At 69.7% G+C, this 6,849-nt stretch carries 3 protein-coding genes and 1 pseudogene; 3 read left to right on the top strand and 1 reads right to left on the bottom strand.

The annotated features are described in order from the left end of the window. Positions 1-188: pseudogene (locus FV242_RS31910) on the bottom strand (uracil-DNA glycosylase); the annotation flags it as partial. Positions 189-468: 280 nt separating this feature from the next. Here FV242_RS31910 and FV242_RS31905 point away from each other — a divergent pair. The 3 genes from FV242_RS31905 (at position 469) to FV242_RS31895 (ending at position 6,613) form a co-directional block, all read left to right on the top strand. After that, a complete protein-coding gene (locus FV242_RS31905; RefSeq protein ID WP_147941730.1) occupies positions 469-2,142 on the top strand; it encodes an electron transfer flavoprotein-ubiquinone oxidoreductase in 1,674 nt (557 codons plus the stop codon). Positions 2,143-2,813: 671 nt separating this feature from the next. After that, positions 2,814-4,682, top strand: a complete 1,869-nt coding sequence (locus FV242_RS31900; protein ID WP_147941729.1) for a tetratricopeptide repeat protein — start codon at positions 2,814-2,816, stop codon at positions 4,680-4,682. Between the two features lie 257 nt (positions 4,683-4,939). Continuing rightward, entirely contained in the window at positions 4,940-6,613 is a 1,674-nt protein-coding gene (locus FV242_RS31895; protein WP_147941728.1) for a formate--tetrahydrofolate ligase, read from the top strand. Positions 6,614-6,849 lie beyond the last annotated feature (236 nt).

Genomic DNA, 6,849 nt, shown 5'->3' with positions numbered 1-6,849 from the left:
GCGGCGGGCCGGGGCGAAGCCGCCGGGCGCCGGGGCGCCCGCAGGGTCGGGGCCGGCGTGTCGGCCTCGCCGAAGCGGTCGTGCGGCCGCTCGTCGAGGACCGCGTCGGCGCCGGCCTCCACGTGGAAATCGAGATAGGCGATGAGGTCGGCTTGCGCGTCGGTGGGGCTCGGCATGCTGGTCAGCATGTGGGGCGCTCGATGCCTGTGGACAACTCTTGAAACCCGCTCGACGGCAAGGACTTGCGTGACCGAACGGCGCGGCCTTCGGCGCCCTGCCGCACGCCACGGTGACCGCCGGGTCGCCCCGAGCCCGTCCGTATTCCCCCCATGCGGCATAGGAGAGCTTTCGCTCAAGTCCGGGCTCCGGCAGCTTGCCTTTCCAGTCTGGAATCGCTTGAGACGGCGACACGTACTGCCGATCCGGCAACGGATCGGGCATAGCGACAAGAAAACAGGAGGCTCGACGATGGCGCTGCCCGAACGCGAAAGCATGGATTTCGACGTGGTCGTGGTCGGCGCCGGGCCGGCCGGGCTCGCCGCCGCGATCCGCCTGAAGCAGCGCGCGGCCGAGATCGGCGAGGAGATCTCCGTCGTCGTGGTGGAAAAAGGCTCCGAGGTCGGCGCCCACATCCTGTCGGGCGCGGTGATCGACCCGATCGGCCTCGACCGGCTGCTCCCGGACTGGCGCACCGATCCGGAGCGGCCGCTCAAGACCGAGGTCCGGCGCGACGAGTTCATGATGCTGACCAAGAACAGCGGCGTGACCCTGCCGAACGTGTTCTTCCCCAAGCTGATGTCGAACCACGGCAACTTCGTCGGCTCGCTGTCGAACACCTGCAAGTATCTGGGCGCCCAGGCGGAGGCGCTCGGCGTCGAGATCTATCCGGGCTTCCCGGCCTCCGAGGTGCTGTTCGACGAGGCCGGCGCGGTGGCGGGCATCGCCACGGGCGACCTCGGGATCGGCCGTTCGGGTGATCCGCGCGAGGACTACACCCGCGGCATGGAGCTGCGCGGCAAGTACACGGTGTTCGGCGAGGGCGCCCGGGGCAACCTGACCAAGGGGCTGATCCAGCGGTTCTCGCTCAACCGCCACAGCGACCACTTCAAGTACGGGCTCGGCGTCAAGGAGCTGTGGCAGCTGCCGGATTCCACCTTCGAGCCGGGGCTGGTGCGCCACACGATGGGCTGGCCCCTGCCGAACCGGGCCGGCGGCGGCTCCTGGCTGTACCATTTCGACGACAACCTGCTGTCGGTCGGCTTCGTGACGCACCTGAACTACGAGAACCCGACCCTGTCGCCGTTCGAGGAGTTCCAGCGCTTCAAGACCCACCCGATGATCGCCGACACCTTCGCGGGCGCCAAGCGCATCGGCTACGGCGCGCGCGCCATCATGGAAGGCGGCTGGCAATCGGTGCCCAAGCTGGTCTTTCCGGGCGGCTGCCTGGTCGGCTGCTCGGCGGGCTTCGTCAACGTGCCGCGGATCAAGGGCTCGCACAACGCGATCCTGTCCGGGATGCAGGCGGCCGACGCCATCGCGGACGCCCTGAAGGCCGGCCGGGCCGGAGACGAGCTCGCCGCCTACGATGCCGGCTGGCGCGACAGCCCGATCGGGCAGGACCTCAAGGCCGTGCGCAACGTCAAGCCGCTCTGGTCGCGCTACGGCACCCTGGTAGGGGTGGGGCTCGGCGGGGTCGACATGTGGGCGACCAGCCTGCTCGGCGCCTCGCCGTTCGGCACGCTCAAGCACGGCAAGCCGGACCATGCCTGCCTCAAGCCGCTCTCGGAGGTGACGCCGATCACCTACCCGAAGCCGGACGGCAAGCTGACCTTCGACCGGCTCTCCTCGGTCTACCTCTCGAACACCAACCACGAGGAGGACCAGCCGCCCCACCTCAAGGTCCGCGATCTGGAGCTGCAGAAGCGCTCGGAGCACGACGTCTACGGCGGCCCCTCGTCCCGCTACTGCCCGGCCGGCGTCTACGAGTGGGTGGAGGACGCCGCCGCCAGCGACGGCGTGCGCTACCAGATCAACGCGCAGAACTGCGTCCACTGCAAGACCTGCGATATCAAGGACCCGAACCAGAACATCGATTGGGTGACGCCGGAGGGCCCGGGCGGACCGAACTATCCGAACATGTGAGGGACGGCCGATACATATCGGCCGTCTGACGCGTTCGCCGTTCGTCGGACAGGCGGGCGTACCCATATGTTTGCGATCAGCCGGCAGCGGGTTTGGGTCGCCGAGCCCCGGCGCCTCCCACGGGATGGCGCTCCGGTTGCCCCCGTTTCATTAGAGAAACACGTTTCGTCCGACCGTCCGGGTGTTGAGCGCGACGTCAGGGCGCGCGCTGTGGCAATCGTGACAAAGCATCGGGGCGGCTTCCTCGCCCCGAAGACCTTCCTCGCCCCGACGACCTTTCTCGACCCGGCTGCCTCGACCCGTCCGGACCTCTGGCCTGGGGTAGCCGCGTGCCGGAGTGCCGGTCTCGCTATCCCTGTGAGAATGCCTCGCCCCTCGACGAACACGCTTCCGGCGATGCTTCCGAGCAAACCTCCGGCCGATCTGTTCGCCGCGGGCGGCAACGTTGTCGCAGCAAGCGACGAGGGCCCGCGCGGGTGCAAGCCTGACAGACGTGCGCGAGTCCGAGGACGCCGGCTACCGCGCCGGCCTGAATCCGTAAGCCCCCGCGCCATCCTTTCGCCTTGCGGGGCTGGCGGGATGCGTTCAGTGTCCCCAGCGATTTTCGGGGATGCCCCGCCATTCTCGCGCCCGGCCCCCGTAGGCCGGCGCCCAGGAGCCGCGACCGGTTCATGATGACAACACGCGCCCGCCGGAGCGTCTCGGCGCTCGCCCTGATGCTCGCCGCCGGCCTGCCTCAGACCGTTCTGGCCGCCCAGCCGCGCGAGTCGGCCCCGCTTCTCGAATACGAGCCCGCGGAATCCCTGGAGGGCAACTTCCTGTCCGCCTACATCGCGGGCGCCTCCCGGGACACGGCGGCGGCGGCGACCTTCTACCGCGAGGCGGTCAAGGCCGACCCGCGCAACGCCGAGCTGGTCGAGCGCGCCTTCATCTCGCTGCTCGCCGACGGCGCCCTGCCGGACGCGTTCCGGGCCGGCGAGAAGCTGATCGCACGCGATCCCACCAACGGGCTCGCCAACCTCTCCCTCGGGGTGCGCCAGATCAAGGCCGGCCAGTGGGCCGCCGCCCGCCAGAATTTTTCGAGGAGCGGCCGGGGCGCGGCCACCGACCTGACCGCGACGCTGCTGACCGCTTGGTCCTATGCCGGCGCGGGTGACGGCAAGAAGGCGCTGGAGACGGTCAACAAGCTCCGGGGCGAGCGCTACTACAACACCTTCCGCGACTACCATGCCGGCCTGATCGCCTCGGTGATCGGCGACAACGCCGAGGCCGAGCGGCGGCTCAAGGCCGCCTACGAGGCCGACCGCAACACCCTGCGGATCGTCGATGCCTACGCCCGGCTGGAGGCCAGCCTCGGCCGCACCGACCTGGCGATCCAGGCCTATTCCGACTTCGACCAGCTTTCGCCCCGGCACCCGCTGGTGCGCGACGCCCTGGACAAGCTCAAGGACGGCAAGCCGCTGGCCCGCCTGATCGGCAACGCCCAGGAGGGCGCCGCCGAGGTACTGTACGGGCTGGGCTCGGCGGGCTCGACGCAGGGCGACGAGCTGCCCGCGGTGATCTACCTGCGGCTCGCGCTGTACCTCGCCCCCGACCACGCGCTGGCCCGACTGACGCTCGCCGACACCCTGGACCGGATGAAGCAGACCGAGCGGGCCAACGAGGCCTACGCGCAGATCCCCGCGACCTCGCCGCTCAAGCTCAACGCCGACATCCAGGTCGGCCTCAACCTGGAGCAGATGGGCAAGGGCGACGAGGCGCTGGCCCATCTCGACGCCGCCATGAAGGCGCATCCGGACGACATCGACGTGATCACCGCGCTGGGCAACGTCCAGCGGGCGCGCAAGAAGTACGAGGAGGCGGCCGCCACCTATACCCGCGCCATCGACCTGATCGGCGACCGGCCGCTGGCGAATTACTGGACGACCTTCTACTTCCGCGGCACCGCCTACGAGCGCGCCAAGCAATGGCCCAAGGCCGAGGCCGACCTGAAGAAGGCCCTGTCCCTGGTGCCGGCGAGCCAGCCGGCCGCCAAGGCCCAGGTGATGAACTATCTCGGCTATTCCTGGGTCGACCAGAAGATCAACATCGACGAGGCGTTCAAGCTGCTGCAGCAGGCCGCCGACGCGAGCCCCCGGGACGGCATGATCGTCGACAGCCTGGGCTGGGCCTATTACCGCCTCGGCCGCTGGGACGACGCGGTGCGCGAGTTGGAGAAGGCGGTCGAGCTGAAGCCCGGTGACCCGACCATCAACGACCACCTCGGCGACGCCTACTGGCGTTCGGGCCGGCGCCTCGAGGGCAAGTTCCAGTGGCAGCACGCCAAGGACCTGAACCCCGAGCCGGACGACCTCGCGCAGATCAACGACAAGCTGAAGGACGGCCTGCCGGAGATCGAGAAGCCCACCGCGACGGCCGAGACCGTGCCGGCCCCGGTGGCGGCCCCGCACAACGCCGAGAATCCGGAACTGCCCAAGGGCGCCCCGCAGCCGCACGAGGCCCCGGGCGCCGCCGACAAGGCCAAGAAGTCGGGGGGTTAAAAGCTGCCTCCTCCGGGGCGCGCATACTCTCCGGGCCGGCAAGACTAATTTGTCCGTCGGCTCATAAAAATCGACGCGCTTTTCCGGTCGGTTTGACGCACAGTGCCGCGGCTGCCCTCGGGCGGCCTCGCCGCGTCCCGGGCTGCGTCCGCGCATCCGAGCGACCGGCGCTGCACATCATCGCGAGGCAAGATCCCCGTACGATAACAGTCGGCGGGTGGGCGGGCGCCGGGCCCGCGGAGCCAGGGAGAACGCCCATGCCGTCAGATATCGAGATCGCCCGCGCCGCGACCCTGAAGCCGATCGCACAGGTTGCCGAGAAGCTCGGCATCCCGGACGAGGCGCTGCACAATTACGGCAAGCACATCGCCAAGCTCGACCACGGCTACATCGCCGGGCTCGAGGGCAAGGCGCCGGGCAAGCTCGTGCTGGTGACGGCGATCTCGCCGACGCCCGCGGGCGAGGGCAAGACCACCACCACGGTGGGCCTCGGCGACGCGCTGAACCGCATCGGCCAGAAGACCATGATCTGCCTGCGCGAGCCCTCGCTCGGCCCCTGCTTCGGCATGAAGGGCGGGGCGGCCGGCGGCGGCAAGGCCCAGGTCGTGCCGATGGAGCAGATCAACCTGCACTTCACGGGCGACTTCCACGCCATCACGTCGGCCCACAGCCTCGCGGCCGCCCTGATCGACAACCACGTCTACTGGGCGAACGAGCTCAACATCGACGTGCGCCGGATCCACTGGCGCCGGGTCGTCGACATGAACGACCGGGCCCTGCGCCAGATCACCCAGTCGCTCGGCGGCGTCGCCAACGGCTTCCCCCGGGAGGACGGGTTCGACATCACGGTCGCCTCCGAGGTGATGGCGGTGTTTTGCCTCGCCAAGGACCTCGCCGACCTCGAGGAGCGCCTGGGCCGGATCGTCATCGCCGAGACCCGCGACCGCAAGCTCGTCACGCTCAAGGACGTGAAGGCCACGGGCGCCATGACGGTGCTGCTCAAGGACGCCCTGCAGCCGAACCTCGTGCAGACGCTCGAGGGCAACCCCGCGCTGATCCACGGCGGCCCGTTCGCCAACATCGCCCATGGCTGCAACTCGGTGATCGCCACCCGGGCCGGCCTGCGGCTGGCCGACTACACCGTGACCGAGGCCGGGTTCGGCGCCGATCTGGGCGCGGAGAAGTTCCTGGACATCAAGTGCCGGCAGGCCGGCCTGAGCCCCTCGGCGGTCGTGGTGGTGGCCACGATCCGCGCGCTCAAGATGCACGGCGGCGTCGATAAGAAGAGCCTCGGGGCCGAGAACATCGGCGCCCTCGAGACGGGGTTCGCCAACCTAGCCCGGCACGTGACCAACCTGCGCGGCTTCGGCCTGCCCGTTGTGGTCGCGGTCAACCACTTCCACGCCGACACCGACGCCGAGCACGCCCGGCTGAAGGAGCTGTGCCGGGAACGCCTCGACGTCGAGGCGATCACCTGCCGCCACTGGGCCGAGGGCGGCGCCGGCGCCGAGGAGCTGGCGCACGCGGTGGTGCGGCTCGCCGCCAAGGAGCCGGCCCCGATCCGCTACGCCTACGAAACAGAGGCGCCGCTTTCGGAAAAAATCCGGGCGATCGCCACCAAGCTGTACGGCGCCGCCGACATCCAGATCGAGACCAAGGCCGCGGGCAAGCTCGCCACCTTCGAGAAGGACGGCTACGGCCACCTGCCGATCTGCATGGCCAAGACCCAGTACTCGTTCTCCACCGACCCGAGCCTGATGGGCGCCCCCGAGGGCCACGTCGTCGGGGTGCGCGACGTCCGGCTCTCGGCCGGTGCCGGCTTCGTGGTGGCGATCTGCGGGGAGATCATGACCATGCCGGGCCTGCCCCGGGTCCCCGCCGCCGACACGATCCGCCTCGATGCCGACGGGCAGATCGACGGGCTGTTCTAAGCGGGGTCGCTCGGGCTGCGCCTCTGCAGGCAAAGTCAGTCAGACGTCGCTGCTGAATCAGGCTGACGGCTGGACGCACGCGCATCTCCCGCCCCTGCGGGGGAAGGTGGCACCCGAAGCCGGGCCGGGACGAAGGCCCGTGCGAGGGGCGCAACGTGCAGCCTATGGCTGCGGCCGTCATGCCCGCTCGGTTTCATCCAGAAGCCGGGTTCCCCTTTGCCGCCCCCTGCCGATGC

This window comes from Methylobacterium sp. WL64, assembly GCF_008039945.1.
GTDB lineage: Bacteria > Pseudomonadota > Alphaproteobacteria > Rhizobiales > Beijerinckiaceae > Methylobacterium.
The sequence above is the reverse complement of the archived record's forward strand: the minus strand, read 5'-3'. Positions and strand labels throughout refer to the sequence as shown.